Source organism: Paenibacillus sp. cl141a (assembly GCF_900109305.1).
GTDB classification, from domain to species: Bacteria; Bacillota; Bacilli; order Paenibacillales; family Paenibacillaceae; genus Paenibacillus_AQ; species Paenibacillus_AQ lautus_A.
The window spans coordinates 199,101-225,180 of record NZ_FNZO01000002.1; the positions used below are offsets into that span (position 1 = coordinate 199,101).

The following is a 26,080-nucleotide window of genomic DNA, read 5'->3' on the forward strand; positions in this document are numbered from 1 at the left end:
AACGATGACATCTTTTTGTTATCGCCATACTTTTGCCCTGTTGAAATAGGAACGCATGGAAGACAATAAGGCTATCGGAAATCACACGGCAACTACAGAAGGAGGGATTCCGGATATGAAGATAACGCAGGAAATGAAATCGACGATTCAGCAAGAACTTGAGCGAATTGAACGGGAGGAAGGGGTCCTTGTCCTGTATGCCTGCGAATCAGGCAGCAGGGCCTGGGGCTTCCCGTCCGCAGATAGCGATTACGACGTAAGGTTTATCTATATCAGGCCCGTGGAGTGGTATTTATCGATCTTCGACAAGCGGGATGTGATTGAGCGGCCCATCAGCGACAGGCTGGATATGAGCGGTTGGGATTTGAAAAAAGCATTGGGGCTTTTTCGCAAGTCGAATCCGCCCCTGCTTGAATGGCTGGAGTCCCCCATCAAGTATAAGGAGACGCTTGGCATCGCCCAGCAAATCCGCAGCATATCTCCGCTTGCGTTCTCGCCCAAATCTTGCATGCACCACTACCTGAACATGGCCAAAGGCAACTACCGGATGTATTTGCAAGGGGGAGACGTTAAGATCAAAAAATACTTCTATGTACTGCGTCCGATCCTGGCATGCGACTGGATTCAAGCCTACAACGAGATGCCTCCGATGGAATTCGAGCTGCTTGCGGATCGCTTATTAGATCAGGGAAGTGCGCTGAAACAGGAGATTGATCAATTGCTTCTTCGCAAACGTTCGGGTGAAGAGATGAATATTGAACCGAAGCTTCCTATCATTAACGCATTCATTGAAGAGAAATTGAACGAATATGAGTTGCTGGCCAAGGGTAAGAAGCATCAAGATACGGATCTGGACCAAAGACTGGATGCTTTGTTTCGGAACGCGCTGGTTGAAGCCTGGGGAGCCGGAGGACGGCAGTTATTCACGGTTTGACGAAAGGAGAGGGTTAATTTGGCAATTTTACAGCTCACATCAACGAATCCGCAGTTTTCATTTCTCATTAAGAAGAACCCGAACTCCGGTATGCAGCTTCGGAGCGTGAGGCAAGAGATGGCTTACGGTTGGTATTCCGAGTCATCTGCGTTTAACGTGTATTTCAAGGATGCGGATAACGAAATATCCTTTAAACAGCATCAAGGGGAGAGCTTCGAGTATTTGAACGTTTCCCGATATAACACGCCATTGTTTCCGCTGGCTGCCATTGGCGAATTTTTTGCAGCTCCCTTCAAAAATCACGATGAACGGGATACGGAGGGACACGAGCATGTTTTTTATATCAATCTCATTCATATCGAGAAAACGCGTTATATTGAATTTTTTCAGAAGCATCTTGAGGAATATTCATTCTCTCTTCGGCATGCTGCCCATAAAAGCTATGCGCTCACCATAACGACCCAGAAGAGTCTTTACCATCTGCTCCATACGGTCAATGTGTTGTGCCTGTTCCTGGGGATGTTCGGGAACGAGTATCTTGATGCCTCGGAGAAAGTGCTTGAGAAGCATATTCGAAGCCTCAATGTCATCGATGCCCCTTACTACATACGAAGCCTGTTCGTGCGCAATTTTCTGAATAGCCGGGATCGATTCATGCAGTTCAAGCAGGAGCTTGAGTGTACACCTAGATACAGCATCGACTTTGCTTATGGCAACACGGCAATGCAGCGCAGAAGTTACATTGCTCAAGTGCTGCCATTCGACAAGCCGATCCTGGATATCGGCTGCGGCGAAGGATTTTACGCCCTATCTTTTGCCGGAAAAATAGAGGAGACCTATTATGCGGTCGATATTAATGAAGCTTTGTTGGAAGTGGTAGAGCGTAAAGCGGAAGCGAAGGGGTTGGATAATCTGGTGACCTTTCCGTCGGTTGCTCACTTTCTGGAGGGGTATGACGATGAAAGCGTGGACGTTATTTTGACCGAAGTGATTGAGCATATGCCGGAAGCGGAAGCGGCAGACCTTATTCGCCAAGTCGTGCAGGAGATCCGCTTTGGGAAGCTCATTCTTACGACGCCGAATGCCGATTTCAACCCGTATTATGAACTCGAAGGTTTCAGACATGAAGACCATAAGTGGGAAATGGGGCAGAAGGAGTTTATAGCATGGTGTGATGATATCCTGCAGAATCTGGACGTTCAATATGAGTACGTGATGGTCGGAGACAGTGTGGACGGATTGCATACAACGCAGGGAATGATTGTTACGCGGAAGGGGGAGTAAGGCTGTGGAACTGCATACCCAAATGCACACGATTTTTATGATGGTTGGCCCAACGGAGTGCGGAAAGACGACGTTTGCGAAGGAATTCCTGATACCGTCATTGCAATGGAATTATCCTGATCGCAATTATAGGAGCAATGTCCAATATCTATCATCGGACACTATACGTCAGGAGCTGCTCGGCCATGATTATGATAAATACGATCAGGTGATGCTGGAGGCGAGCTCTCATGCGTTTCAGTTATTGTTTGAGCGGCTAAAATTGACGACTTCTTTTCCGATCCAGGCTGACTTTGTTGTGGTGGACACAACGGCCTTGGCCGAAGATTTCCGGAGCAAGGTTCTTGAAATCGCGCATGAGAACAATTACCGAGTAGTAGTTATTTTGTTTGATTATCGGAAACGGGAAGATTACTACGCCTCCGATCGTTCCAAGAAGCTGATATCCACGCATATTAGCCGCTTGAAAAAAGAGGTGCTCCCCGTCCTTGCCCGGGAAGGATATGATGCCATTCATAAAGTGCGAGCTAAGGATTTTCTTAACACGAAGAAGGAAACGGCGAAACCTGCTTACGAAGTGATCGTGGACAATAGAGAGGAGTATCTGTCTTCGATCCTGAGTCAAGAGATGGAATACATTGTAATCGGTGACGTGCACGAGCGCGTGGACGCACTTCAGGGGCTTTTGAGGAGTTATGGTTACGGGGTGACTGACGGAAAGTTAATTGTTCCGGAGAAACAGCGAAACACCAGGATCATTCTGGGCGGGGATTGGATCGATAAAGGGAAGCAAACTCGGGCCATGATCGATTTCCTTTACAATAATATGGAGCATTTCCTTCTCGTTTTGGGGAATCATGAGAACTTCGTTTATAAGTACCTGAAGGGAGAGATCAGAGGCGTTGAGCCATGGCTGCTGCATTCCTATTTTGATTCTACGGAAACGTTAGGTCAGGATGAAGCGCTACGGGAGCGCTTCGATGAACTTGTAGGCCGGGCTAAGCCATTTTATCGATTTGTGGGCCGGCAGGGACCTTCATATTACGTTACCCATGCTCCCTGCCGGAATAAATATGTCGGTAAACTCGACTCGAACTCCCGGCGCCATCAGCGTTCCTTCCGTCTGGAACGGAGCAATCCGGAACTCACAACAGAGCAGCAGCTTCAATTTTTAAGCGAAGAAGCGGTCAGTAATCATCCTTATCATGTGTTCGGTCATGTCGCCGCCGTGAGACCGTTTCGGATCAAGAACAAAATTCACATCGATACGGGAAGTGTGCATGGGCATATGCTGACGGCTGTTCAAATCAGCCAAAAACCGATCTATCGGAGCTTTAAGTCGCCGCTTAGGGAGCAAGACCCTGCGTTCCTTCTTCAAACATTACCGGTTTTGTTTGCAAGATCAGAGCGTAACAGTATGGATCTCCGGGATTTAGACCGCAAAGCCCAGCGAAGATTGTTGTATTGTGCGGAGCATAAGATCAATTTTATTTCCGGAACGATGTCGCCGGCAGATAAGGATTTAGCAAAGGGGGAACTGGAGTCCCTCTCAAAAGGATTAGAATATTACAAGAATCAGGGGATTGAACATGTAGTGCTGCAGCCTAAATATATGGGCTCCAGATGCAGTATATATCTGTTCCGGGATCTGGAGCGCTGCTATGCCGTCAGCCGTAACGGTTACCGAATCAGCGGGATTGATTTAACTTCGGTGTACGAACGGCTGCTGGAGAGATTCTCGTCTCATATGCAGACCGAAGGCATCGAAATGATGATGCTGGATGGGGAACTGCTGCCATGGAAGGCACTCGGCAAAGGCTTAATTGACAGACAATTTCAACCGATCGCGGCTGCGCTTGAGTCGGAAACAAGGTTTCTTAAAGAGACGGGCTGTGAGGAGGCTTACGCTCAGCTCCTCACAGCCTATGAAGCAAGCGGCTTTGAGCATGAACAGTTTCGACTATCCAAATCCGCTCTTATAGAGAAGCACGGGTCGAGCAGCTATCAATCCTATAAAAATATACGGGATGTTCGGAAAGCTTATGTGCCGCTCGGGAAGCATGAGGAAGCTTATCGCATGTACAAGAAGCAGCTCGAACTTTATGCGGGGGACGCGGAATTAGACTACAAGCCGTTTGCCATCCTGAAAGAAATTCGGGATACCGGAGAAGAAGTTATGCCGGGTATGAACATCGCGGCCATGTTCCGTTTCCTGAATGACGACGAGATTCTGGTTCTGGACTTGCGTGATCAGGAGAGCTATGAACAGGCGGCGGCTTTCTTTTCAGCACTGACGACCCGGAACCAAATGGAAGGCGTTGTGATCAAACCGGAAGAGGAGCAGGAGAACGCTGCTCCTTATCTGAAGGTGCGGAATCCGGAATATCTCTCGATTATTTACGGTTACGATTACCGGTTCCCGCACAAATACGCGAAGCTGATGAAGCAGAAGAACACACAGAAGAAGCTTCGCACCTCAATGGCGGAGCATCGGCTTGGAAAGAGCATGCTTAAGGTAAAGTATGACGAGATTTCCCCGGACAATGGGGACTACCAGGAGATTGCAATGCAGCTGCTGTTCGAGATGGAAAAAGAAAAGGAAATCGACCCTAGGCTTTAGCCGATGGGGGACGGACATTTAACTGAACGTTAAACAGCCTGAAAGATGAAACCTTTCTGCGGAAGGGCATGCTTCGGGCTGTTTTTTTTGCCGAATGATGACTAGATCTATGGTTCTATTCCTGCAGTGTTCCTAAAGTCTCAGGCATATTTTGGCTGGTCATGGATACAATGGTGAAGGGGGTTTAGGGACAACCTCTCCCAAAGTACGGATTGCAAAAAAATGATCAAAAATTCATGCAAAGGACTTGAAATTTTAAGACAACTTGAGTATCATAAAATTGGTTGTTAGCACTGAGGGTTGTCGAGTGCTAATACATAAAGCTTTGAAAAAAGCATCACAACATATTTAAAGGAGGCTATTTTTTCATGATCAGACCTTTAGGTGAACGCGTATTGGTAGAACCGATCGAACAAGAAGAAACTACGGCATTCGGGATTGTACTTCCTGACTCTGCTAAAGAAAAGCCGCAAGAAGGTAAAGTTATTGCTGTAGGCAGCGGCTCCCTGAAAGACGGCGCACGTGTACCTTTGGAAGTTAAAGAAGGCGACCGCGTTATTTTCTCCAAATACGCTGGAACAGAAATCAAATACGAAGGTAAAGAATATTTGATTATGAAAGAAAGCGACATCCACGCGATCTTAGGCTAATGAATGCCTGAATATATCCTGTTTTACCATTCTATAATCCACTAGGGAGGTATGTAATACCATGGCAAAAGACATTAAGTTCAGTGAAGACGCCCGTCGCTCCATGCTTCGCGGTGTAGATGCTTTGGCAAATGCAGTTAAAGTAACACTCGGACCGAAAGGCCGTAACGTGGTTCTTGAGAAAAAATTCGGAAGCCCGCTCATCACGAATGACGGCGTAACCATCGCTAAAGAAATCGAGCTGGAAGATGCATTCGAGAACATGGGTGCTCAGCTTGTAAAAGAAGTAGCTACCAAAACCAACGATGTTGCCGGTGACGGAACAACAACGGCAACGGTTCTGGCACAAGCCATGATCCGTGAAGGTCTGAAGAACGTAACGGCTGGCGCAAACCCAATGATCATCCGCAAGGGCATCGACAAAGCGGTTAAAGCAGCCGTAACCGAGCTTGCAAATATCGCGAAAGAAGTGAAAAACCATCAGGAGATCGCTCAAGTCGCTTCCGTATCCGCAGCTGACGAAGAAGTAGGTCAACTGATTGCAGAAGCAATGGACAAAGTGGGTAAAGACGGCGTTATCACCGTTGAAGAATCCCGCGGCTTCTTGACGGAGCTTGAAGTAGTAGAAGGTATGCAATTCGACCGCGGCTACATCTCTCCATACATGATCACCGATACGGATAAAATGGAAGCCGTTCTTGAGAATCCATACATCCTGATTACCGATAAAAAAGTAACCAACACGCAAGAGATCCTGCCGATCCTTGAAAAAATCGTACAGCAAGGCAAACCGCTCGTACTGATCGCAGAAGACATCGAAGGCGAAGCGCAAGCCATGCTGATCGTGAACAAACTGCGCGGAACGTTCAACGCTGTTGCTGTTAAAGCTCCTGGCTTCGGCGACCGTCGCAAAGCCATGCTGCAAGATATCGCTGCATTGACTGGCGGCCAAGTGATTACGGAAGAGCTCGGACTCGATCTGAAAACAGCTTCCATCGATCAATTGGGTACCGCTCGTCAAGTGCGCGTAACCAAAGAGAACACGATCATCGTGGATGGCGCTGGCAACAAGGAAGACATCGATGCTCGCGTGAAGCAAATCCGCAACCAATTGGAAGAAACGACTTCCGATTTCGACAAAGAGAAACTGCAAGAGCGTCTGGCTAAATTGGCTGGCGGCGTAGCGGTTATCAAAGTCGGTGCGGCTACGGAAACGGAATTGAAAGAACGCAAACTGCGCATCGAAGATGCCCTGAACGCAACACGCGCTGCGGTTGAAGAAGGTATGGTATCCGGTGGCGGTACAGCGCTCGTTAACGTATACAACGCTGTTGCTGCTGTTCAAGTTGAAGGCGACGAGAAAACAGGCGTGAACATTGTTCTGCGTGCTCTGGAAGAGCCAATCCGCACGATCGCAGCAAACGCTGGCCAAGAAGGTTCCGTCATCGTAGAGCGTCTGAAAAAAGAAGAGATCGGCATTGGTTACAACGCGGCTACTGATACTTGGGTGAACATGTTCGAAGCTGGTATCGTTGACCCTGCGAAAGTAACGCGTTCCGCTCTTCAAAACGCTGCATCCGTTGCGGCCATGTTCCTGACAACCGAAGCGGTTATCGCTGACAAGCCAGAACCAGAAAAACCAGCTATGCCTGACATGGGCGGCATGGGTGGAATGGGCGGCATGATGTAAAACAGGGTCTGACCCCTTGATTTATAAGGGTTTGTGAGTGTGGGGAAGGCCATTTCCCCACATTTTCCCCACATAAGGTAACATGATTAGAGGCTTCTCATGAGTTCACTGAACTTGTGGGAAGCTTCTTTTTTCATGGTCTTTGTTACGTGCGTATAGACATTACGAGTGGTGTCATCGTCTTTATGTCCGAGACGTTCCATAATTTCGGTTAGTCCGACTTTAGCCTCGGCAAGTAATGAAGTGTGGGTATGTCGGAGAGAGTGAGGAGTTAATTTTTCATTCAAACCGGCAAGCTTAAGCAACCGGCGCATACGATTTTCGATTGTCTTGATAAATTCTGGATAACCAGCATTCAAGGGGTCGGTCTTGGCAATTACAAAATCACCGTCATGGTAGGTAGTTCGGTACTCCATCATGATTTCCTTTTGCCATTTACGGTGTTTCCTCAGCAGTTTGACTACGTCTGGATCTATATCAATCTTACGCTTTGATGTTTTAGTCTTGGGGGTAAGTAATTGATACTCCCTTGTTCTGTTGGTTGGATTATAATACGTTTTGGTGATGCTGATCGTATGCTCGTCCATATCAAGGTCAGACCAGCGTAATGCACAGAGCTCGCCTGCACGCATACCACTGTAGGCAAGGAGCATGAATATGATGTGGTCCTGATCTAAACCCTGGGTTTCTGCCGTATTTAGAAACTTCGCTAACTCCTCTTTCTCCAAATACTTCACCACTTCTTCCTCTTGCTCAATCTCCTCGACGGTCTTCTGTGTTCTTGGCAGCTTAGCGAATTGAGTTGGATTGTTCTTTATCACATCGAGCTCTACCGCTTTGCTGAAGATCATCCTGCCAGTAGAGTGAACACCGGATATTGTATTGTATGACAGGCCTTTCTTCTTACCATTTGCTTTCTGTAGATCATTGAGTGCATCCTGATACATTTTCTTTGTAATGTCCTTCATCTTCACGTTCTCAAAATACCTCATTAAACGGCCTGATTCGTGTTCCCGCACTCGGACAGAGCTAATCTTTACTGTATTCTTATAGATCTCCAGCCATGTCTTAACGAACTCTTTGAAGGTAACATTCTTCTCCTGGACATATGTTCCTTGATCCAGTTCAGTTACCAGAGCTGCAGCTGCCTTTTCGGCATCTCGCTTAGTCCTGAATCCACTAAGCTCTTTCTGTTTACGCTTATTTGTAATCGGATCCCGACCAATATCAACGGTAACTGACCAGGTTGCATCACACGTGCATTTCTTTCCTTTTTCGCATTTACATCCACGTTCCTGAAGTAGGCCATAATACATTTCCCTCCTTAATGATCAGTGTCGATTGCTGGTTAGTGTGCTGGTTGCTCGTAGCTGAGATGTCTTGTGCTGCTTGGCCGGAAGGAGATCGGTAGTTCAAGCTTAAAGCGAAAGACACCGCATGTGCAGCATACGGTCATGAGAAACGAGGTGTTTTTATGGCTGCAGCCAGAGCAGTGGCGGGAGGAATTCACCCTCAAATGGGACGATAACACGATCATTACCGATGCACTGTTTAAATTAGACGGCAAGTATGGGTTCCTGGAGATCGATATCACGCAGTCAATGGCTCAGAATGAAAAGAAGATCAATATGTATAAACGGCTGCGGGTTAGCGGCCGCTGGCAGGCGAAAAACGGGCCTTTTCCTGAAGTGTTGTATGTGACGATAAGCGAATATCGGAAAGAGAAATTATCGAAGATGCTCGGGGATCTGCAGGGGCGGGTAGTAACCGTTAATGACATTAAATGAAATACTTTTATTTCTTTGGTTCCGATTATTGGTTCCCGGATTAAAGGGGATGAGAAGTTAATAAACAAACCCAATTATAGTAAGGGTTTATGGTGTTTTGGAATATCGGGAACCATAACAATTAATCATATTAAGGATCAAAGCACCTCCTTTGTAGGATGGTGCTTCTTTTCGTTCGTCTGCTGTAAAAGGCATCACAGATTCAGACCTTCTGACTCGGAATGTCCGGACGCTAGGGTCCCCAGTCTTGAATGATCCCCCCCATATTCCCGAATCAGACTCGGTAGCTAATTAAAGAAATCTCGAGAAAATTAAAGAACAGCATTTTTGCACTTAATGACAGAAATTCTGTTCTTCCTGGTATGGATCCGCGAGCAGCTAATCGGCTGCCAGCGTCGAAAACGGCTAAAAATCGGAATCGGAGCGCCTGACTATTGCACAAAATTCCGGATTTTAGACATATGTCCATGCGACTGCTGCTTAGGGTGTTGAAGAACTTAATATCGAGGCTATTAGAAAGCTGACAGCGAGTAGAACTTCTGGAGGGAAAGGCTATAGAGTATATTCAGGTGCTTTGAAACACATTAGACGACGACAAAATAACTGCTCCACATCATGTAGATGTGGAGCAGTTATTCGTAAATTTATGATATTAGATCAATTTTTTAAGTTTTTTCATGCGGATTAGATTACCCTTTTGTGAAGCTTGCTTCTGTAGAAATGGTAACTGAATTACTTGTATAGTCTCTGATGATAAAGCTTGCATTCCCATCCCAATTTTCTGTGTGGAGCCCTATTCCGTTATGTCCTGCAAAGGTAATATTGAAATCACCGCTTGTTCTTGCTCTAGTTGATTTAGTCGCAAAATCATGATCTATTTTGGCAGAACCAGTCACGGAGACTAGGGGCAGTTGTCCATACGTACCGGCATTTGTAGCGTTATACACTTTTAGATGCGGTGAAGTTGTATGAGTAGTGTAATAGGTTTTAATCGTAAAGTGACTGTTAGGATAAACCAAGTGTCTGTACTCGAAATCCCAAAGAAAGTCATAACTGCCAATACCATTGGTGTATTCCATTGTTCCGATACTATCTTCGATTTTATGTTCTGTAAGAGTACCAGATAAAACGCTAAAACTTCCGTCAGCATGTTCAATTATCTTTTCGATGAAGTAGTCATCTGTTGGATTAGCGCCGCTATTTTTAGTGCTTAAAATAGTTTCCGACTCCAGATCTATTTTATTTAGTTGAGTTCCTCCTAGTTGCTGAATATAGGATTTCTCAAGTTCGATATCACCAATGACGGCATCCCTGAAGTCATTTTGTAAACTTTTCACTGCTTCTGAATCATAAAATTCATCTAATTTTTGCTTACGCTCATCACCTTTGTATGACTTGTATATATTTAATTCCTGTTTACTTAACTCAGCAGTACGACTATCAAAATTTGCTTTGAGATCTTGCAGCTTTTCCTCTGTACTTTCTACTGGTGCAGCAAATGAGGTTCCAGCAACGACGGAAAACATTAGGATAAACGACAATAAGATCTTGAAAACATTTATTTCCTCCAAAGTATTTTTTTGGATTATTTTTATGTTACCCTATATTTGGGTGGAAAACAACCAGAGAAGAGAGGCGATGAAAATGATGAAGGTAAAATTAAGGATTCCATTGTTTATATTTGCGCTAGGAATTTCGGTGTTTTTATCTAACTTGGTTAGTGGTGCTGAAAATATTGCTTATTTAGTTATCCTGATATCGTTAGTTGCTGTTTTTGAAAAAACGAACTTGAGTGAAAAAAAAGTTAATATCCTATATGGTGTATTAATAGCAATTGCTGGCTTAGCAATTGAATTTTTAACTGAGCCAGGAGATTACCTACAATTCTTTAGTTAATAGTGCTCGGAAAGTGAAAAACAACCCCATTGGCTACTACAAACCGGTGGGGTTTTCACAGTTATTAGCGTGATTCCATCCAGTGTCTGACCAGAATTTATAAGCGGAAATTATGCTCCTAATAATATAAACACCTAGAAACAGGAAAAAGTTATGGAAAGATCCTGATTTTTAGATGTCCCCTTCCTAGTAGACTTCATGCGGAAAGTCAAAGTGTAGACATTTTCAACAAATTCCCGGATTTTAGACATATGTCTGCCTGAAACCAAAGAAATTATAAGCAAAAAAGAACACCATATACGCAGATGGGGTGAATGTACCTCCAAATGATGTTGGGTGTTTTTTCGTAAACCAGTTCTTATGGAATTCAGCTTAAAAAGCGGATGGGTGTTTTGGGTTTCCGCGATTTCCGTCGGTTTGAGCGACAGTATTCTTTTCGCTATCACCAAGGGTGTCCACTAATGCCGACTCCCTTTCATTATTTGACGGTATTAAACGCAACCCCTGAATGACCAGCATAAACCCTTTCGGTATAAGGAATAACAGCGCAAATTGACCAGCATTGAAATAAATAAAGCTTGTCTTTATTAGTGAATTTAAATACACTAATAATCAGTGAATAATATTGCACTATGGAGGCGAGCGCTATGAGCCAAAGGGTTACCAGCGAAGTAAAGACCAGGGATGGAATCAAGTTCAAAAGTGGTGTTGAAAAGATGGGGCTGTCGGGAAGCGAGTTTTCAACTTACTTATATCTCATGCAAAACATACAATCGGATAATCTTTCGGAAGTGAGCTACACAGAAATTGCCGATCATTTGGGAATAAATCGGAGGACTGCCATTAATGCTATCCAGGCTCTTACGGACAAAGGATTAATCAAGAAGTATATTGGCGACGAAGCAAATGGGGGAAGAGCGACCAACGTTTACGAACTTTACCGTCCGTGATCTAGAGGGGGTCAATTCACCCCCACTACAATAATTGAAATTTGCTAGAGGGGCCGACCCACCACCACTAGAGGGGGTCAATTTACCCCCCCCCCCCAAGAAAGAAATAAAAAAATAATAATATAAAACATATAGCGAGAAGCACCTATCCTCATCCTCGCTTAGTGCTGAGCGGGTCCTTCCAGCGCTGTAAACCAAGTGCGGGTGCGGACGACCCCGATCTAGGCCTAGATTTTAATTCAAAAAAACACTTCCGCTTCCGCTTCGGTCTGTCCGAATTGGGGGCGTTTTTAATTTTTGCTTCGAAATTAAGCAGCCGAACTAGCGAAGTGAAAAAAATGATCAAAATTCGGAAGTTGAGGTGAGATAATGGGCAAAAAGAAAGCGGAAGGGATTCGCAGAGGGTTTCTTTTGTCCGATGAATTAATTGAGAGTAACTATAAAATTCATTGGAGGTACGCCATGAAAATAACACGAAATTCTATACCAAAACAAAAGCAATCAGAGGTACAAGATATCAAGGAAAGAGTCACGAAGTATATTCCAGGGAAACATGGGCTTATAGGCATCGTCATACCGAAAATTGTTATTAATCAAGCAAGAAGAGAAGCAGTACGGAAGCAACAACTGTCAGTTGACGACTGCCTGCCCAAGGAGTTTGTAATTAAATGAACACTGAACAACAAATTGAATTTCTGAAAAGAAGGCTCGTTGATCTGCAGCAATATGTTAACCGGGAAATTGAATTGATTATAGATGATATCAAGCGACTGAAGAGAAAAGAAGAAGATCATAAGACCCAAACAAATACTAGGGATTGGTCAACAACAAGCGTACGAACTAATAAATTCTAATCAGTTTCACTATGTGCGAGTAGGGCGAACTATCCTTATCCCTAAAAAAGCGTTTATTAATTAGTTAGAGGGTAATAACAAGGGATGATAAGATATCCAGTAAACTCGGCTTCCCACATTCCCCACACATTTCCCCACATAGTCATTTTTACTCGGTAATATCCGACGGAATCAACAGACCGAAATCCTTGATACACCGGACTTTTTAACAATGTGGGGAAACAGAAAACCGCCCAAAAGCATGGGCGGCATGATGTAAGTAAGGCCTTAAAAAACCTTATAATACCGCTATTTAATAGGCTCCCGAGAGGGAGCCTTTTATTATCAATCACGCGAGCATACTAATATGTGTGGGGCTATCCCCATAGATAAAGACGACAATGACACGCTCGGCAGCATGAGGGCGTAACTCTTCTCGCCTTATTGTTATCTTTTTCTAATATTAATCTTCTTCTCTCCTCATCTGGTAGTGGTGGTGAAAGTGGTGATGATGATGGTGGTGATGATGGATCATATGATGGCCTGACGGGTTACTGTAGGGATGAAAATGTGGGTGATGGCCATGCTCGTGCTCGTGGCCGTAATGATAAGGCTGTGGTTCCCTTTGTTGATTACCTTGAACGCTATAGCTTTGTTGATTCATTTTGATCTTCTCCTTTTCATCATGAGATAGTGCATATTATGTGTACAAATGAATAGTGACACTTGACCTAAATAAATTGGGCGATCAGTATAAGTACCGGCATTCAGAAGAAAGCTGAGAAGGGACACGGCCTCGGCATATATATCACGCCGCTTCTGACATGTTCTGCGGCTCTCCTTTTCGTGATTTACAAATATATGCCAACTTGCTTATACTAAAAAAGCAAACTGAAGGCATCGATAAGAAAATCCCTGTTGGCCTATGCTGGCAGTTTTTTTGTTTTGAATGGGGGAGAATTAGCATGAAAAAGTTATTTTTGAAGTTTGGAACAACGGTCTTACCCTTGTTATTGGTTTGGTTGGTCCTTAATTATTTTCCAGAGTTAGACGACAGTAGTGTCAACCCACCAATACCGGGTACCGTTGTCGAATTGGAGTTTCCAGCGGATACATATCCTGAGACAGCGGACCACATAAAAAAGGCCATTGAATCCGGGCATTCCGATGTTTGTACCATTGATCGAACTGGTGCAGATGATAACAGGAGTTCTTCACTAAAGGGAACCCCTACGAAAAAAGGTTATGATCGGGATGAGTGGCCGATGGCCATGTGTGCCGAAGGCGGAGACGGTGCAAGTGTCGAATACATAAATCCATCTGACAATCGAGGAGCAGGCAGCTGGGTAGGTAACTATTTGGAGGGATACCCGGACGGTACCCAGGTACATTTCATTTTTAGATAGCAAAAAAGCCTACTAGCTAATGCCAGTAGGTTCTTTTTTTATGTTTAGCCGTATTAATCGACTCACATGCTTTACTTCATCTAAGGGCACCCAGACTGGCCCATAAACACTCCGCATCTTTAAGCGATCTGTACAAGAATCCGGTATGCCTTGTAATACTTCGCCATTGGTAAGGTATACGGTTACGCTTTGCTTCTCTCGAATGGCTATTTTTAGTTCTTTATTCCACATCTGATTGATCACTCACCCATGACAATAGTAATAATGTCAGTATATCAGAGGTAGGTAAAATTTACTACGATGCATTGAACACGCGGCAGTTGCAATCTCCACTACGACTAGAAATGTAGCTGCAAGACTAACAGCCCATACTATTAAGCCAATTAGGAATATCCTATACGTTTTAACGCCTAATTGTTTTTTCTACATATTTTTCTAACATAGCATATTGAAACATGCTATCCCCATATACATTGTATCGAGCCACTATAAATGGTTGTCTTATTTCGTGCGCCGAAAGGTGGGGTAGGGTTGTCGGATCCTTTTGTAGTCAGGTCATTAGACGAAATACGTTTTTGGTCACGCATTATGAAAGAACATTCTTTTTTTCTTCGATTAGGATTTAGATGTGAAGATACGCAGTTAATCAATGAGGCTAGCAGATCATGTTTTTCGTGAAGCTGAACGATTCTTATTTATCCTAGACATGTTCGATCGGTCATTATCTGGCATGAAGGTAAACAAGAAAGAAATCATGCATTAATATAAGGGAGGCGCTATTGGATGGAAATAAAAATCACGGGCTTTGTTGTTCATTCCGATAACTCTGATTCCAGTCATTCCCATCAACTCTTTCTAACATCTTGGGATGGAAGACCGGTTAACGTTCATGTCCATCCCTTTCAAGGAGATACCTCTTTTGATGTTGGACATTTCCATCATTACGTGGGTATAACTGAACCAGCTCCAAGCGGCGTGCCACACGTTCATAATTACCATGCCCAAACATCATTTAATGACCAGCACAAGCACATGATTAGAGGAACAACTGGACCCGCCATTCCATTGGCAGGCGGTGGGCACTATCATTATTTTGAAGGTTATACCACCGTAGATGGGAGGATCCCACATGCTCATCGTTATAGCGGAAACACAGGTGATGAACAAGGGTAAATAATAGTTTCGTTCATTATGCTTTTTGTTTTAATATAATATGCCTTTGACTATTACCTCATGCCTTTGCATTATCAGACGCCCTTACATAATATGAAGTATTCCTTCGTTCTCTTTATGCTGCTTGTCATGCTATTGCCGCACCGACCTGGGTTTTTAACAAATCATGATCGTCCTGCTCGTAGTCTTCCGGCAACCTTTTATTCCATCGTATCCAATCCAAATCCGGATTCATGAAAGTATAGCGGCAACTTAGAATGATAACGACGCAAATAACATCCATACCACTTGAAATCAACCCCTTGAAGATTCATACGGAGTAACAAAATAGAAGTTCCGGTAAAGTAGAGTAAAGCATGAAGAATGGGGATTTAAAGTCACGAGTTAAAGGTACCTAAAAAGAAAAATCCTGCTCTTATAAGAGCAGGATTTTGCCTGTGTTGCCTAAGCTTATCGCCAAAATTAATGGCGCTCCGGGGTACGGCGTCTTAACCCGGCAAGACCGGCAAGACCAATTAATCCAAGCCAACCCCAATCTCTATCGTTATCATTGGTGGCTGCGTTGGTGTTATAACTTCTAGCGTTCACGCTGTTTGTGCTCATGTCATTTGCATTCCTGTTGTTGTTATCGGCGGAAACAGGGACAACCAACATGCAAGCAATGCTCATAGCCGCGAGAAAAGACATGCAGATTTTCTTCATGTTAAGGACCTCCTTTCTCAGTTTCTCTTAAATGCATGGGCAGGTACCAAAATTATCTTGCCCCAAATAATCTTTAACGATTCTTTACCAAACGAGTGTACTTCTGCCTTCCGAGTAGTGAGACTGTGCGAATTTTCCTTTTTATCCGCAATTTCACCGGATTAATGTCAATCCATTTCGAAATGGACCGAGCCGCTGTCTCGCGGATCGGTTATTGTTTTGCGGGCGATGAGATTCCCCTCACTGTCCAAACCTTCGATATCAAAAGGTGTGGAAGCGGGCGACGGCAGAAATACGAACCAGATCATCCTTCCAGCTTCCGCAGCAGTCAGCTTAGCGTTATAACTACCTTTGCCCTTGATTTTGACGCTTACTTTTTTTATCGAGGGGTCCAGAATATCCCCGAACACCATGGGAAAAGGGGTAGAGAGATGGTCTAATTCAGGCATGCCCATGTAATTTAACGCTGCTAGGGATTGTGAAGATTCGCCGATTCCATATCCGCCGCCCCAAGCCCATTTCCAACCGATCCGAGTTTTTCGCACATATTCTACTTGCAAATTATGGCTTCCAACTTGGTAAGGTCGTTTCATAAATAAAAGAGTGCCTCCGCTCACGGGCTCGCGGTGAATGACATGCATGGAGGATGGGCCTCTAAACTGTTCGACCGCGTTATCCGGGGTCTTCCCGAGCGGGATATGAAGGATATTGTCCTGCCCCAGCGCTCGCGACATGCGCCGATCCGTTAATCCGCCAGGGCGTTCCATCACATAGATGAAGGCGTAGAAGAGAACGGCCGAAAGCAATATCAGTTTGGCAGCAAACCTGATGATTCGTTTGTGTTTAACTTTCATAATGCGTCCACCACCACAACATTTTTTATCATCATTTCTCTAAATCGAACAACAACTCCACCAATATACCATAATTTGGGGTGTTATTTAGCAGTGCGTGTGGAAAACAGATCAATGGCCCGTGTAAGTTATAGATGATCCGCGTCCGTTTACACGATTCCAGCAGGGAACTCCCGTTTAATGTCGAAGTTTGAAATTAGGGGGTGCTTATATGCTAAAAACATTGAAGGTCGAGCTCTTTAGCGATTCCAATCTGGACGAATTGCAGGATCAGGTGAATGAATTCCTGTATAACATTCATCCTGACGATGTGAAGGATATTAAGCTTTCATCGGCAGACGGAACGTATGATATTTTAGTCATATATAAAGAATAGAGAAAAGCACCCTAAAGGTGCTTTTCTCTATTCTTGCATGACTGAGCTGAAAAAGGGCGCTATTCAAAAAGGGGCATTTCCATTTTCAACTATGGGGTCTTTTCGATGGTCGAAACTCCTATAAGAATGGAATTGGTGGTTCCGCCGCTAATATTTTCGAATGAAAAATAGGTTGCCGGAACTCCCCTCATCGTTACATCATCGTCTTGCAAAATATCGCCGGTAGAGTGGGCATAAAAACCGATAATGGAATTGTCGTTATCATCGACGATGTGAATTTCGGTAACGGTAACGCCCTCGTCGAGTTCCTCTTCGATGATATCAACTACGTATCCACTGACCTCAAACATCTGGTCCAAATAGGGGCTCAGATTTTTGTTGAGGTGACGTGACGTGATGTTGGGATCGACTTCAGCCTTCGCTCTCTTTTGAGCTTCGGGCGTAAGCGCTGGAAATAACTCATAGTGCTCAACAAAGTAGTTATAGGTTAGCTCGTCAAGTGCTCCGTCTTCAATTTCTATTGGGATAATATAAGCCATGATTTCAGCGAATAGGTTTTGTTGTGTCAATTCCTCGGCATTACTGCCATCATTAGTATTCGGGAGTGCAGCCTCTTCGCTAATTTTGACGATTTCGAATGAATCCATTATTTTTTGGACAACCGCCTTACCCCCGTTATCGTAAGCTGTTTTGGAACAGGAAATCGAAAGAGTGTAAAGCTCATTGCCGTTCGAAACAAAATATTGAGTCAATACCACTTGCGCGTTTAACTCTCCTTGAGTATATTCGCTCTCCAGGATCCCGGCTGCTTTCTCGGGAACGTCGATGTAATTCAATTTTTTAAAGTTTTGTATCACCTCTCCGCCAGCTCCATTGGATAAAGCATGGACCGAGGAGTTAGCTGCTTCCTCGGGAGTTGCGGATGATTCCTCGACAATCAAATTTAGATTATCGGCAAAATTGCCCTTGGGATTCGAATCGACAAATGCAGCAACGATTTGAGGCATGTTAAGTTGTGCATCCTTCCATGTAGAAGGATATGAAAAGGAGAAGTTCTCGCCCGTATAGAGTTGGGTTTCCATGTTTCCTGTATCCTCTGCACTTACAGCAGCCGTGTTTTTCGCCACTTCCTGGTCTGCCGGTGCAGGGACGGATGAAGGTTGTTCGGTTGTGTCTTTCTGAGAACTGCATGCAGTCAGGATGATGAGTAAAAGAAATAGTACGGATAATTTTGTTCGGTGCTTCATGACTAGGCTCTTTTCTGTTGTCCCTATCGGCTAGGGTATTTGCTCGACCGGAATAATTCCGCTAGTTGCTGGTAATTTGGTACGCAAGCTTTTATCAAGAATAGGAAGATTATAGAATAGTCTATCAGAACTAGGTATATATTTCTATGTTTCATGATAAATTCCGAGAAATTTGTGGAAATACCGATGATTATGGGAAAAAAGAACCATGTCTTATGTTGATATAACCGTTTGATATCGGACGCCAGAGGTGAAGTCGGCATCCCCAACTTTTTATGTCCCGCTAATGAAGCTTTAAGGTTCCATTAAGCTACGTATTTTATGATGGAATCACCTCTTAACAATAGATTAGGAGCCCCTCTAATTCCGTGGTTAGAGGGGCTTCTCTTGTTTACATATCTTTTTTGCGCAATGGATCAACGGGCGCTTATCGTTTTTCCGGCAGCTTCATGCACCAACGATTACTCTGATCGTGGTTTGATTCTTTCTGTTTTTTTGAGATATGATAGACTAGTATTTTTATCTAAGCTATACCCATTGTTGCAAAGAAAGTAGGAGAGTAATGGAAGATTTCATCTTGTGGTTGAAGTACCTGCTGTTGGGGATCGTGCAAGGGGTTACGGAGCCGATTCCGGTATCCTCCAGCGGTCATTTGATTGTCGCCCAAAGGCTGATGGGCATGGAGCAGAACGGGCTGTCGTTCGAAATACTGACCAATACGGCCTCATTGATTGCGATCGTGTTCATCTTTCGCAAGGATTTGCAGAGATTGATTGTGAATGGCCTAAGTTATGTTCGGACACGACGACCGGAGTTTAAATCTGACTTCATGTTCATTCTGTATATTATTGTGGGTACGATTCCGGCTGTCATCATCGGACTGTTGTTCAAAGACCAGATTGAGGAAATATTCGCTTCGGTTCGCACGGTAGGCGTCGCGCTGCTATTTACGGGAGTCGCCCTTTGGCTGATTCGGAACCTTCGCGGCCGCAAGCTGGATAATGACTTGTCGTTCAAGGACGCGCTTATCGTAGGCTTGGCACAGGCGGTGGCGCTGATTCCTGGGATCAGCCGATCCGGTTCGACCGTCATTACGTCGATCGCCGTGGGGATGAAGCAGGAGACGGCCCTGCGGTTTTCCTTTATGCTGTACATTCCGATAAGCCTCGGCGGCATGGTTCTGGGCGTGTCGGATATCGCATCGGATCCCGATTTTGCTCCGCTGTTCATTCCCTATTCGATCGCGTTTATCGCGACACTCATCTGCACCTATTTTGCGATGAAATGGTTCATGAATATCATGGCGCGCGGGAATCTGAAATATTTCGCTTATTATTGCTTTGTGGTCGGCATTTTGCTGCTTGTCTTCTTATAAGAATGAGGGAAGGCTTCTCATAAGGTTCCTTGAACTTGTGAGGAGCTTTTTTTCATACTGTGGAAGGGAAGCAAGGCGATCATTGCGTAGTATCGGAATATAAGAAAGGTATAAGATGAAGCTAATAGGAGGGTGATTGTGATGTCAAAATTTCCGTTTCAATCGGTCATTTCATCGGAGGAGGAACTTCGAAACTTGTTCGGCGATTCCAATCACGTGGTCAAACATAAAACGATTCATCGATTGGACCATCATTGCAAAGACTTTATTGCGAAAAGTCCCTTGTTGTTTATGGCTACTTCCGACGCATCCGGATCCTGCGACGTTTCGCCCCGGGGAGATGCGGCGGGATTTGTGCATGTGATCGATGAATCCTGCTTAATCATTCCCGAGCGTCCGGGCAATCGACGGTTTGATTCGCTGCGGAATATCCTCTCCAACCCTAGAGTCGGGATCGTGTTTGTCATACCGGGTTTGAAGGAGACCTTACGAATCAACGGCTGCGCCGTCTTGGTAAGGGACGAGGAAATCCTGGACCGGCTTAGCGTACGGGGCAAACGCCCATGGCTTGGCATTGCGGTCTCGGTCGAGGAATGCTATATGCACTGTGCAAAAGCTTTCATGCGTTCGCAAGCATGGGATCCCGATTCTTGGATACCCAGCGATCAGCTGCCGAATCCGTCCAAGATCATCGCGGATCATGTGAATCAACACCATGTGACGGAGGAATCCGTTACCCGGGGAATGCAGGATAGTTACACGAATCGCCTCTATTGATTTTCATTTATAATAGGTATAGCGATATAAAGAAACGATGAGAGATGACGGTCAGATTGAAGATAAGGGGACCAATAACTTTGATAACGACCAGAGAACAGGTATTGGATCGATTATATAGGGGGATACAGACCCAGGAGCGACTGATCGGGGTAGCGGCAGGGGCAGGAATATCGGCAAAATATGCGGTCAAAGGCGGTGCCGATCTGATACTGGCCTTGAATTCGGGCCGTTTTCGGCAGATGGGGCTGGGCTCCCTGGCGGGCTTCATGCCCTATGCGAACTGCAATGAAATGGTGATGGATTTCGGCTCGCGCGAAATTCTTTCCGTGGTCCGCGACGCACCGGTGATATTCGGTCTATGCGGAACGGATCCAACCGTTCAGCTGCCGGGATACTTGGATGCCATTCGCGGAAGCGGATTTGCCGGCATCATCAACTATCCGACGGTAGGAATGATTGACGGACAGTTCCGCGAAGCCTTAGAGGAAGAAGGCATCACGTATCTGCAGGAGGTGGAAGCCATCCGGATTGCCCATGAACGCGATATGTTTACGATGGCCTTCGTATTCAATCCGGAGCAGACGACATGGATGCTGGATGCGGGAGCGGATATCATCTGCGCCCATCTGGGCGTTACGGCAGGCGGGATGATGGGGACCTCGAAAGCATGGTCGCTGGAGAAGGGCGCCGAAATCGCCAGAGAAATTTTTGCCGTATGTGACGACTCGGGCAAGCAGCCGATCAAGCTCGTATATGGCGGTCCGGTCCATACGCCCATCGATGTCCAGTATATGTACGACAACACGTCCGCCATGGGGTACGTGGGCGGCTCGAGCTTTGAGCGAACGCCGACGGAAGAAGCCATCGTGGATGCGACGCATCGTTTTAAGGCAACGGGCCATCTGGAGCAGGACCGCCAGCTGATGGATAAGCTGACGCAACTTGATGAACCGATGGACTATGTTGCCTTTGTGAAAGAATACGTAGCCGAGCATTATGCAGACCCGATTTCAATGACGGAGCTGGCCGAACGGATCCACGTTTCTAGAACGCATCTTAGCGCGCTTTTTAACAGGGAAGTGGGGTGCAGCTTTCCCGAATATATAGCCAAATACCGTATTCACAAGGCGCAGGATATCATGAAGCACAGCAAGCTGTCCCTGGGGAGAATAGCGGAGCTGGTTGGTTACCCGGACTATGTTCATTTCAGCAAGACCTTCAAAAAATACGCGGGCTTGTCTCCCCAGGCCTATCGTCAGCATATGAAAGACAAATATACATAAAGATCGTACATGGATACGATCCTTTTTATTTGAAAGCGCTGTATTATGGTCTTGCAGGGATCACATGCCGGACCCGTCGGTCAGAACGGGGCAAGCGATCCTGAGAAGAGACACGGGGAGGTCTTTACGGTGAAAACCATAGCCATTGCGGGGACGTTTGATACGAAGGGTGCTGAGTTTTTATACGTTAAATCGGTGATCGAGAGCTTGGGGTTACAAACGTTTACGATTCATAGCGGCGTGTTTGAGCCGATGTTCACCCCGGATGTAACCAATATCGAGGTTGCAGGGGCGGCAGATGCGGATCTGCGCGAAATCGCGGCCCGGAAGGACCGGTCGGCAGGGACTGCAGTATTGGCTCAAGGGATAGAACAAATCGTGCCGAAGCTGTATGCAGAGGGCAAATTCGACGCCATACTGTCATTCGGCGGTACGGGGGGAACTTCCATCGTCACCGCCGGCATGCGAGCATTGCCGATCGGCGTACCGAAATTAATGGTCTCCACCGTCGCTTCCGGCAATACGGCGCCTTATGTAGGGACGAGCGACATTATCATGTTTCCGTCCATCGTGGATGTATCCGGCCTGAACTCGTTTTCCACCAAAATATTCACGAACGCGGCACACGCGATAGCCGGCATGGTTAAGTTCGAATCGGCTGCGCCGATGGATAAAAAGCCGCTGATTGCAGCGACGATGTTCGGGGTAACGACCCCCTGCATCGATTATGCCAGAGAGCATCTGGAGTTGCATGGGTACGAAGTGCTGGTGTTCCATGCAACCGGCACGGGCGGGCGAACGATGGAAAGCCTCATTGAGGCCGGATTCATTGACGGTGTATTGGATTTGACGACAACGGAATGGTGCGATGAGCTGGTTGGCGGCGTTTTGGCGGCAGGGCCGAATCGGCTGGAAGCAGCCGGACGCTGCAAGGTGCCGCAGGTCGTATCGACCGGGGCGCTCGATATGGTCAACTTCGGTCCTTACGATACCGTACCGGAGGCATTTCGGGGACGAAACCTGTACAAGCATAACCCTTCGGTTACGCTGATGCGGACCACGGTGGAGGAGAACCGGCAGCTTGGCGGGATCCTTGCGGATAAACTGAATTCGTCGCAAGGTCCTACGGTGTTGATGCTGCCGCTGAAAGGCGTATCGATGCTCGATGTGGAAGGCGAAGCATTCCATGGAACGGAAGAGGATCAGATGCTGTTCGACACGTTAAGACAACGGATAGACCGTGAGACCGTCGAGCTGATCGAGATGAATACCGATATTAACGATCAAGCTTTTGCTGTGGCCGCGGCCGATAAGCTGATGGGATTGATGAAGCGGCAATGAGAAGGGGAAGCCACAGGGCCAAGCATTCAAACTGAAGGAGGAACATATCATGGCCATGCAAACAAGAGCAGAGGTATTAGCGAAACTAAAATCAGAGGTTGGAGCGGGTAAGGTGTTGTTGGGAGCTGGAGCAGGGACAGGGATTTCTGCCAAGAGCGCCGAAGCGGGCGGCGTAGACTTAATCATTATTTATAACTCGGGCCGTTACCGGATGGCCGGGCGGGGATCTCTCGCTGGACTGATGGCGTACGGGGATGCCAATCAGATCGTGGTGGACATGGGGAACGAGGTGCTGCCGGTCGTGAAGCATACGCCGGTTTTGGCGGGAGTTTGCGGTACGGACCCGTTCCGGATCATGGATATTTTTCTGAAGCAGCTCAAGGAGCAAGGGTTCGCGGGCGTGCAGAACTTTCCGACGGTGGGCTTGATTGACGGCGTATTCCGGGCGAATCTGGAAGAGACGGGCATGGGCTATGATCTTGAGGTCGAGATGATCCGGAAGGCGCATGAGCTGGATTTGGTGACCACGCCGTATGTGTTTGACGTCGATCAGGCGAAGAAGATGGCCGAAGCCGGAGCCGATGTCCTGGTTGCTCATATGGGTCTTACCACGAAAGGCACCATAGGCGCGAAAACGGCACTGACGCTCGACGACTGCGTGGACAAGATTCAAGCGATCTGCGATGCCGGAAAAGCCGTCAACCCGGACATTATGATTCTGTGCCATGGCGGTCCGATTGCGGAGCCTGAGGACGCGGCGTATGTATTGTCCAGAACCCATGGGGTGGAAGGATTCTTCGGAGCATCCAGCATCGAGCGTTTTGCCACCGAGGTTGGCATCAAGCAGCAGACAGAGGCATTCAAGAATATTTCGAAATGAAGTCGTAAGCTGGAAAAAGTATGGTTATGATCCTAAGGAACGCAGAAGACTCCCGTCAGGGAGTCTTCTTGGTGTTTTATTGTCCGTTGGACTAAACCAACAAGGCCTGCAAGCGAATTGAAAACGGCGCATGAAATGGACATCCTCTTTCGCGCCCGGCGGCTCGCCTGTCGTCTGGATCAATCATCATCCTTGCGTTTGCTCTTGGATGCAGCCACGGCAAAGGCAATAACGACAAGCGGAATGAAGATAAACCATGGGATCGTAATCGTGGTCCCCAATAGCAGGGCAAACAGCAGCAATACCACCATGCCAATGATCAAGTACAGGCAGCCTCTGCCGAACGTCTCCATCATCCATCAGCTCCTTTTGAGAAGGATAACGCAATGGACAAGTCGCAGGTTTCGCAAAAGATGGCAAAAAGGCAGAAGCCCTGCCCTTGCCATCACGCCCTTTACGGTCACGCTGACAATGAATGAAGGTTTCCACCCAATCACAGTGTAAAGTATGAAAAGCATACCAGATCAAGATCAAATTTTTTATCGCTGTTCCTCTTTTGCGTTCATTTTATAATCCTTCAAAGCGCTAAGATTGGCTCGGGAATTTCCAAGCGGCGGCTTTTTGTCGCCTGGTTCCAGAGGCAGACGGTGAAGCACTTCCCGAAGCAGGGCATGATTCTCCCACACGATTTCATGAATTTCGCCCACCGTATAGAATAAGGCGCCCAAGATTGCGCCGCCAATAAGCCAAGCGATGCCTGTCAGCCAATTGCCCTCCATGATGATATGAATGATGACTCCTCCGATAAAACCGCCGATGAACCATACAGCGCCAAGCGTCTTGAACAGTTTGGGCATGATGATACCTCCATAGGGATGATATCAACAATCGTACCAAAAAAAGTAAGTCATGGATATGGCGCAATACGAACGCCGAGGCCTCAACTGCTGGTGGCTTAATTTTGAATAGAGAAAGCAATCATGATAGTATCAGGAATGAACCAGTGGATGAAGGGGGCATATCGATTGTGGCCAATATTAAAGAGATAGCCAAGCTTGCAGGCGTGTCGGTATCAACGGTATCCCGGGTGCTGAATAACCACCCTTATGTCAGAGAAGAGAAGCGGGCACGCGTGCTGGAAACGATGAAGCAGCTGAAATACGCCCGGAATATGAATGCGGTCCATCTGATTACAGGGAAAACGATGAATATTGCCATCATGCTGCCGTTTATTAATCATGCCTACTTCTCCTTGCTGATGGAAGGAGCCGGCCAAGAAGCGCTTGCCGCTAGCTATCGCCTCATCCTGTGCCAAACCGGGTATGCGCCGGATAAGGAAATGGAAGTGCTGGAGATGCTGCGTAACCGCGAGATTGACGGCATCATTATTCTATCGTCCGCCGTGACACCTAAACAGATCGAAGCCTATTGCGCTTACGGACCGATTGTATGCTGTCAGGATGCAGGGGAACGCTTATTTTCTTCTATATATATAAACCATGCTGAGGCATTTCGCAGTGCCATGCATTATTTGATAAAGCGGGGACATCGCCGCATCGGCTTCACCGTAGGAAGACTGGACAGTCCGAGCACGAGAGCCAGACAAGCGGCCTATGGAGAAGTGCTTCAGGAAATCGGAGAGCCTTACCGCGAGGAATGGATCCTGGACGGCTGTATTGATCTCGAGGACGGTGCAGCGATTATGGATCGGCTGTCGAGCATGGAGGAACGTCCCAGCGCCTTATTGGTGACGGGCGACCATGTGGCCGCCGGGTTAATCTATGAAGCGGAGAAAAGAGGGCTGTCCATCCCGCAAGAGCTGGCCGTCATCGGATTCGACAACCAGCCGATCGGCAAAATGCTGGGCCTTACAACGATCGATAACCGCCTGTTTGATATGGGTACGGAGGCTTTCAGGATACTCTATGCACATATTCAAGGGGAGCAGAAAAAGCCGATTCGCAAGGAGCTTGCTTTCGAGCTGATTGAACGCTCGTCGGTCTAATGGCTGCAAAACCA

The 26,080-nt window shown here is 46.3% G+C and carries 28 protein-coding genes and 1 pseudogene; 22 read left to right on the forward strand and 7 right to left on the reverse strand.

Translation table 11 applies throughout. The features are described from left to right. Nucleotides 1–115 precede the first annotated feature (115 nt). The 5 genes from BMX45_RS06030 (at nucleotide 116) to groL (ending at nucleotide 7,178) form a co-directional block, all read left to right on the forward strand. On the forward strand, nucleotides 116–934 hold the full coding sequence (locus BMX45_RS06030; RefSeq protein ID WP_090908942.1) for a nucleotidyltransferase domain-containing protein: 819 nt from the start codon (nucleotides 116–118) through the stop codon (nucleotides 932–934). 18 nt (nucleotides 935–952) lie between these two features. After that, the gene (locus tag BMX45_RS06035) at nucleotides 953–2,218 is read left to right on the forward strand and encodes a class I SAM-dependent methyltransferase (protein WP_090908943.1); all 1,266 of its coding nucleotides are present in this window, start codon (nucleotides 953–955) and stop codon (nucleotides 2,216–2,218) included. Nucleotides 2,219–2,222: 4 nt separating this feature from the next. Next, nucleotides 2,223–4,838, forward strand: a complete 2,616-nt coding sequence (locus BMX45_RS06040) for a metallophosphoesterase (RefSeq protein WP_090908944.1) — start codon at nucleotides 2,223–2,225, stop codon at nucleotides 4,836–4,838. A 368-nt stretch (nucleotides 4,839–5,206) separates the two neighbouring features. Continuing rightward, the gene (gene groES, locus BMX45_RS06045; RefSeq protein ID WP_006212454.1) at nucleotides 5,207–5,488 is read left to right on the forward strand and encodes a co-chaperone GroES; all 282 of its coding nucleotides are present in this window, start codon (nucleotides 5,207–5,209) and stop codon (nucleotides 5,486–5,488) included. Between the two features lie 61 nt (nucleotides 5,489–5,549). Continuing rightward, nucleotides 5,550–7,178: a chaperonin GroEL gene (groL, locus tag BMX45_RS06050; RefSeq protein WP_009593977.1), complete on the forward strand. Its 1,629-nt coding sequence runs from the start codon at nucleotides 5,550–5,552 to the stop codon at nucleotides 7,176–7,178. A gap of 86 nt (nucleotides 7,179–7,264) precedes the next feature. Here the strand turns inward: groL and BMX45_RS06055 are convergent, their stop codons facing one another. Next, nucleotides 7,265–8,494: a site-specific integrase gene (locus BMX45_RS06055; RefSeq protein ID WP_090908945.1), complete on the reverse strand. Its 1,230-nt coding sequence runs from the start codon at nucleotides 8,492–8,494 to the stop codon at nucleotides 7,265–7,267. Between the two features lie 66 nt (nucleotides 8,495–8,560). Between BMX45_RS06055 and BMX45_RS06060 the strand changes: the two genes are divergently transcribed. Then, the gene (locus BMX45_RS06060; RefSeq protein WP_175495050.1) at nucleotides 8,561–8,965 is read left to right on the forward strand and encodes a replication-relaxation family protein; all 405 of its coding nucleotides are present in this window, start codon (nucleotides 8,561–8,563) and stop codon (nucleotides 8,963–8,965) included. Between the two features lie 689 nt (nucleotides 8,966–9,654). On the opposite strand, the gene BMX45_RS06065 is transcribed toward BMX45_RS06060, so the two are convergent. Further along, complete coding sequence (locus tag BMX45_RS06065) at nucleotides 9,655–10,491, reverse strand: hypothetical protein (RefSeq protein WP_139212434.1); 837 nt, start codon at nucleotides 10,489–10,491, stop codon at nucleotides 9,655–9,657. 22 nt (nucleotides 10,492–10,513) lie between these two features. Between BMX45_RS06065 and BMX45_RS06070 the strand changes: the two genes are divergently transcribed. The 9 genes and pseudogenes from BMX45_RS06070 (at nucleotide 10,514) to BMX45_RS06100 (ending at nucleotide 15,223) form a co-directional block, all read left to right on the forward strand. Continuing rightward, nucleotides 10,514–10,861, forward strand: coding sequence for a hypothetical protein (locus BMX45_RS06070; RefSeq protein ID WP_090908948.1), 348 nt, complete (start codon nucleotides 10,514–10,516; stop codon nucleotides 10,859–10,861). Between the two features lie 647 nt (nucleotides 10,862–11,508). Beyond that, the gene (locus BMX45_RS06075) at nucleotides 11,509–11,811 is read left to right on the forward strand and encodes a helix-turn-helix domain-containing protein (RefSeq protein ID WP_175495051.1); all 303 of its coding nucleotides are present in this window, start codon (nucleotides 11,509–11,511) and stop codon (nucleotides 11,809–11,811) included. 369 nt (nucleotides 11,812–12,180) lie between these two features. Next, entirely contained in the window at nucleotides 12,181–12,483 is a 303-nt protein-coding gene (locus BMX45_RS06080; protein ID WP_090908950.1) for a hypothetical protein, read from the forward strand. Beyond that, on the forward strand, nucleotides 12,480–12,665 hold the full coding sequence (locus BMX45_RS31715; RefSeq protein ID WP_090908951.1) for a hypothetical protein: 186 nt from the start codon (nucleotides 12,480–12,482) through the stop codon (nucleotides 12,663–12,665). Before BMX45_RS06080 ends, BMX45_RS31715 begins: the two co-directional genes overlap by 4 nt. Next, nucleotides 12,655–12,729, forward strand: a complete 75-nt coding sequence (locus BMX45_RS30940; RefSeq protein WP_368087163.1) for a hypothetical protein — start codon at nucleotides 12,655–12,657, stop codon at nucleotides 12,727–12,729. Before BMX45_RS31715 ends, BMX45_RS30940 begins: the two co-directional genes overlap by 11 nt. Before the next feature lie 359 nt (nucleotides 12,730–13,088). Further along, entirely contained in the window at nucleotides 13,089–13,313 is a 225-nt protein-coding gene (locus BMX45_RS31235) for a hypothetical protein (RefSeq protein ID WP_175495052.1), read from the forward strand. Between the two features lie 296 nt (nucleotides 13,314–13,609). Then, a complete protein-coding gene (locus BMX45_RS06090) occupies nucleotides 13,610–14,050 on the forward strand; it encodes a NucA/NucB deoxyribonuclease domain-containing protein (protein WP_090908952.1) in 441 nt (146 codons plus the stop codon). A gap of 492 nt (nucleotides 14,051–14,542) precedes the next feature. Continuing rightward, nucleotides 14,543–14,713: pseudogene (locus tag BMX45_RS06095) on the forward strand (DUF2935 domain-containing protein); the annotation flags it as partial. Nucleotides 14,714–14,833: 120 nt separating this feature from the next. Continuing rightward, nucleotides 14,834–15,223 carry a YmaF family protein gene (locus BMX45_RS06100; protein WP_083829990.1) on the forward strand — a complete coding sequence of 130 codons (390 nt, stop codon included), beginning with the start codon at nucleotides 14,834–14,836 and terminating at the stop codon, nucleotides 15,221–15,223. A gap of 462 nt (nucleotides 15,224–15,685) precedes the next feature. Here the strand turns inward: BMX45_RS06100 and BMX45_RS06105 are convergent, their stop codons facing one another. After that, on the reverse strand, nucleotides 15,686–15,925 hold the full coding sequence (locus BMX45_RS06105; RefSeq protein ID WP_090908953.1) for a WGxxGxxG family protein: 240 nt from the start codon (nucleotides 15,923–15,925) through the stop codon (nucleotides 15,686–15,688). A gap of 167 nt (nucleotides 15,926–16,092) precedes the next feature. Further along, complete coding sequence (locus BMX45_RS06110) at nucleotides 16,093–16,779, reverse strand: hypothetical protein (protein ID WP_090908954.1); 687 nt, start codon at nucleotides 16,777–16,779, stop codon at nucleotides 16,093–16,095. 211 nt (nucleotides 16,780–16,990) lie between these two features. On the opposite strand from BMX45_RS06110, the gene BMX45_RS30945 reads away from it, so the two are divergent. Next, entirely contained in the window at nucleotides 16,991–17,155 is a 165-nt protein-coding gene (locus tag BMX45_RS30945) for a sporulation protein Cse60 (protein ID WP_139212436.1), read from the forward strand. A gap of 89 nt (nucleotides 17,156–17,244) precedes the next feature. Here the strand turns inward: BMX45_RS30945 and BMX45_RS06115 are convergent, their stop codons facing one another. Next, complete coding sequence (locus tag BMX45_RS06115) at nucleotides 17,245–18,402, reverse strand: PsbP-related protein (protein WP_090908955.1); 1,158 nt, start codon at nucleotides 18,400–18,402, stop codon at nucleotides 17,245–17,247. Nucleotides 18,403–18,964: 562 nt separating this feature from the next. Between BMX45_RS06115 and BMX45_RS06120 the strand changes: the two genes are divergently transcribed. The 5 genes from BMX45_RS06120 (at nucleotide 18,965) to BMX45_RS06140 (ending at nucleotide 24,061) form a co-directional block, all read left to right on the forward strand. Beyond that, nucleotides 18,965–19,777, forward strand: a complete 813-nt coding sequence (locus BMX45_RS06120; protein WP_090908956.1) for an undecaprenyl-diphosphate phosphatase — start codon at nucleotides 18,965–18,967, stop codon at nucleotides 19,775–19,777. A 141-nt stretch (nucleotides 19,778–19,918) separates the two neighbouring features. Further along, nucleotides 19,919–20,554: a pyridoxamine 5'-phosphate oxidase family protein gene (locus tag BMX45_RS06125; protein ID WP_090908957.1), complete on the forward strand. Its 636-nt coding sequence runs from the start codon at nucleotides 19,919–19,921 to the stop codon at nucleotides 20,552–20,554. Between the two features lie 80 nt (nucleotides 20,555–20,634). Next, a complete protein-coding gene (locus tag BMX45_RS06130; protein WP_254777981.1) occupies nucleotides 20,635–21,840 on the forward strand; it encodes a phosphoenolpyruvate hydrolase family protein in 1,206 nt (401 codons plus the stop codon). Between the two features lie 129 nt (nucleotides 21,841–21,969). Next, the gene (locus BMX45_RS06135) at nucleotides 21,970–23,181 is read left to right on the forward strand and encodes a Tm-1-like ATP-binding domain-containing protein (protein WP_090909526.1); all 1,212 of its coding nucleotides are present in this window, start codon (nucleotides 21,970–21,972) and stop codon (nucleotides 23,179–23,181) included. Nucleotides 23,182–23,230: 49 nt separating this feature from the next. Next, a complete protein-coding gene (locus BMX45_RS06140) occupies nucleotides 23,231–24,061 on the forward strand; it encodes a phosphoenolpyruvate hydrolase family protein (RefSeq protein ID WP_090908959.1) in 831 nt (276 codons plus the stop codon). Between the two features lie 179 nt (nucleotides 24,062–24,240). Here BMX45_RS06140 and BMX45_RS31240 read toward each other — a convergent pair whose 3' ends face one another. Further along, on the reverse strand, nucleotides 24,241–24,417 hold the full coding sequence (locus BMX45_RS31240; protein WP_015737268.1) for a hypothetical protein: 177 nt from the start codon (nucleotides 24,415–24,417) through the stop codon (nucleotides 24,241–24,243). A gap of 183 nt (nucleotides 24,418–24,600) precedes the next feature. Then, the gene (locus tag BMX45_RS06145; RefSeq protein ID WP_090908960.1) at nucleotides 24,601–24,918 is read right to left on the reverse strand and encodes a hypothetical protein; all 318 of its coding nucleotides are present in this window, start codon (nucleotides 24,916–24,918) and stop codon (nucleotides 24,601–24,603) included. A 170-nt stretch (nucleotides 24,919–25,088) separates the two neighbouring features. Between BMX45_RS06145 and BMX45_RS06150 the strand changes: the two genes are divergently transcribed. Next, entirely contained in the window at nucleotides 25,089–26,066 is a 978-nt protein-coding gene (locus tag BMX45_RS06150) for a LacI family DNA-binding transcriptional regulator (protein WP_090908961.1), read from the forward strand. The last annotated feature ends 14 nt before the right edge of the window (nucleotides 26,067–26,080 follow it).

What these genes read in the sequence shown, in the direction of transcription:
- BMX45_RS06030 (WP_090908942.1), top strand. Translation starts at nt 116, where the DNA reads ATGAAGATAACGCAGGAAATGAAATCGACGATTCAGCAAGAACTTGAG.
- groES (WP_006212454.1), top strand. Translation starts at nt 5,207, where the DNA reads ATGATCAGACCTTTAGGTGAACGCGTATTGGTAGAACCGATCGAACAA.
- groL (WP_009593977.1), top strand. Translation starts at nt 5,550, where the DNA reads ATGGCAAAAGACATTAAGTTCAGTGAAGACGCCCGTCGCTCCATGCTT.
- BMX45_RS06055 (WP_090908945.1), bottom strand. Translation starts at nt 8,494, where the DNA reads ATGTATTATGGCCTACTTCAGGAACGTGGATGTAAATGCGAAAAAGGA.
- BMX45_RS06065 (WP_139212434.1), bottom strand. Translation starts at nt 10,491, where the DNA reads ATGTTTTCCGTCGTTGCTGGAACCTCATTTGCTGCACCAGTAGAAAGT.
- BMX45_RS06075 (WP_175495051.1), top strand. Translation starts at nt 11,509, where the DNA reads ATGAGCCAAAGGGTTACCAGCGAAGTAAAGACCAGGGATGGAATCAAG.
- BMX45_RS06080 (WP_090908950.1), top strand. Translation starts at nt 12,181, where the DNA reads ATGGGCAAAAAGAAAGCGGAAGGGATTCGCAGAGGGTTTCTTTTGTCC.
- BMX45_RS31715 (WP_090908951.1), top strand. Translation starts at nt 12,480, where the DNA reads ATGAACACTGAACAACAAATTGAATTTCTGAAAAGAAGGCTCGTTGAT.
- BMX45_RS06090 (WP_090908952.1), top strand. Translation starts at nt 13,610, where the DNA reads ATGAAAAAGTTATTTTTGAAGTTTGGAACAACGGTCTTACCCTTGTTA.
- BMX45_RS06100 (WP_083829990.1), top strand. Translation starts at nt 14,834, where the DNA reads ATGGAAATAAAAATCACGGGCTTTGTTGTTCATTCCGATAACTCTGAT.
- BMX45_RS06105 (WP_090908953.1), bottom strand. Translation starts at nt 15,925, where the DNA reads ATGAAGAAAATCTGCATGTCTTTTCTCGCGGCTATGAGCATTGCTTGC.
- BMX45_RS06110 (WP_090908954.1), bottom strand. Translation starts at nt 16,779, where the DNA reads ATGAAAGTTAAACACAAACGAATCATCAGGTTTGCTGCCAAACTGATA.
- BMX45_RS30945 (WP_139212436.1), top strand. Translation starts at nt 16,991, where the DNA reads ATGCTAAAAACATTGAAGGTCGAGCTCTTTAGCGATTCCAATCTGGAC.
- BMX45_RS06115 (WP_090908955.1), bottom strand. Translation starts at nt 18,402, where the DNA reads ATGAAGCACCGAACAAAATTATCCGTACTATTTCTTTTACTCATCATC.
- BMX45_RS06120 (WP_090908956.1), top strand. Translation starts at nt 18,965, where the DNA reads ATGGAAGATTTCATCTTGTGGTTGAAGTACCTGCTGTTGGGGATCGTG.
- BMX45_RS06125 (WP_090908957.1), top strand. Translation starts at nt 19,919, where the DNA reads ATGTCAAAATTTCCGTTTCAATCGGTCATTTCATCGGAGGAGGAACTT.
- BMX45_RS06140 (WP_090908959.1), top strand. Translation starts at nt 23,231, where the DNA reads ATGGCCATGCAAACAAGAGCAGAGGTATTAGCGAAACTAAAATCAGAG.
- BMX45_RS31240 (WP_015737268.1), bottom strand. Translation starts at nt 24,417, where the DNA reads ATGATGGAGACGTTCGGCAGAGGCTGCCTGTACTTGATCATTGGCATG.
- BMX45_RS06145 (WP_090908960.1), bottom strand. Translation starts at nt 24,918, where the DNA reads ATGCCCAAACTGTTCAAGACGCTTGGCGCTGTATGGTTCATCGGCGGT.